Source organism: Peterkaempfera griseoplana, assembly GCF_001418575.1.
In the GTDB taxonomy this organism is placed as follows: Bacteria; Actinomycetota; Actinomycetes; order Streptomycetales; family Streptomycetaceae; genus Peterkaempfera; species Peterkaempfera griseoplana.
Map to the genome: position 1 here is coordinate 1 of NZ_LIQR01000610.1, position 1,341 is coordinate 1,341.

Annotated in this window: 2 protein-coding genes; both read right to left on the reverse strand. The window is 76.4% G+C overall.

Annotation, left to right across the window (positions count from 1 at the left end; all coding sequences use genetic code 11):
• Positions 1-415 (reverse strand): LD-carboxypeptidase (locus AOK09_RS34045; protein ID WP_169797103.1); only part of this gene is annotated, 415 nt, incomplete at its 3' end.
• Positions 416-539: 124 nt separating this feature from the next.
• Positions 540-1,341: S9 family peptidase (locus AOK09_RS34050; protein WP_157876149.1), on the reverse strand; the 802-nt coding region annotated here is incomplete at its 5' end.

Here is a 1,341-nt window from a genome sequence, read left to right on the forward strand (position 1 = left end):
GCACGGTGGCCAGGCCCAGCCGGACGGCGAACGCCTCGTGCAGCGCGGTGACGTCGCTGTAGCCGACGAGGACCTTGGGCGGCACCGCCCGCATCGCCTCCCAGTCGAGCAGGTCGACGAGGCGCTGGACGCCGTAGCCGCCGCGGGCGCAGACCACCGCGGCGACACCCGGGTCGAGCCAGGCCTGCTCCAGGTCGCGGGCGCGGTCGGCGTCGGTGCCGGCCAGATAGCGCAGCTCCGGGTGGACGCCGAGCACATGCGGGGCCACCTCGACGTCCAGTCCCCAGGAGCGCAGGATGCCGCATCCCAGGTGCAGCCGGTCGGCGGGCACCGACCCGCTGGGTGCCACCACGACCACACGGTCCCCGGGCACCAGCCGCCGGGGGCGGACGAGGGGGCGGACGGGCTCGGCCATACGGCGGCTCCTGGGCTGGGCTGGCGGGGCGGGCGGTGCTCCCTGGGATCCTCACACGCCGGCGCCCCGGGCGCCGGACCGCCCCGCCGCCGGGGCGCCCCGGCCGGCCCCCGGCGGCCCCGGGTCACCGGCCGGAGCCGAAGGCCTCGGTGTAGAGGGCGAGTTCGGCCTCCAGAGCGGTCGTGATGGTGTCGGCGCGGCGGAAGCCGTGCCCCTCGCCGGGGAAGGTGAGATAGCGGTGCGGGACCCCCCGCTCGGCGGCGCGGTCGACCAGCCGCTGGGCCTGCGCCGGTGGGCAGATGACGTCGTCCAGTCCCTGCAGCAGCAGGAACGGCACGGTGAGCCGGTCGGCGTGGGTGACCGGGGACCGTTCGCGGTAGCGGTCGGCCGCCTCGGGCAGCGGGCCGATCAGGCTGTCCAGGTAGCGGGACTCGAAGTCATGGGTCTCGCCGCCGCTGCTCCACGCGGTGAGGTCCAGCACGGGGTAGCGGATGGCGCCGCAGCGGTAGAGGTCGGTGCCGGTGAGGGAGGCGGCGGTGGTCCAGCCGCCCGCGCTGCCGCCGCGGATCGCCAGCCGCCGCGGGTCCGCGGTCCCCTCGGCGGCCAGCGCACGGGCGGCGGTGGCGCAGTCCTCGACGTCCACCACACCCCACTGGCCGCGCAGCCGGTTGCGGTACTCGCGGCCGTGGCCGGTGGAGCCGCCGTAGTTGACCTCCACCACGCCGATGCCCCGGCTGGTGAAGTAGGCGATCTCCAGGTCGAGCACCATGGGGCTGCGGCTGGTGGGCCCGCCGTGGGCGAAGACGACATAGGGCGGCAGTTCGCCCGGCGGTGCGGTGAAGTCAGGGTTGCGCGGCGGATAGAGGTTGGCGTGCACCTCGCGGCCGTCGGGGCCGGTGAAGGTGCGGGCGGTGGGCGCGGGGAGG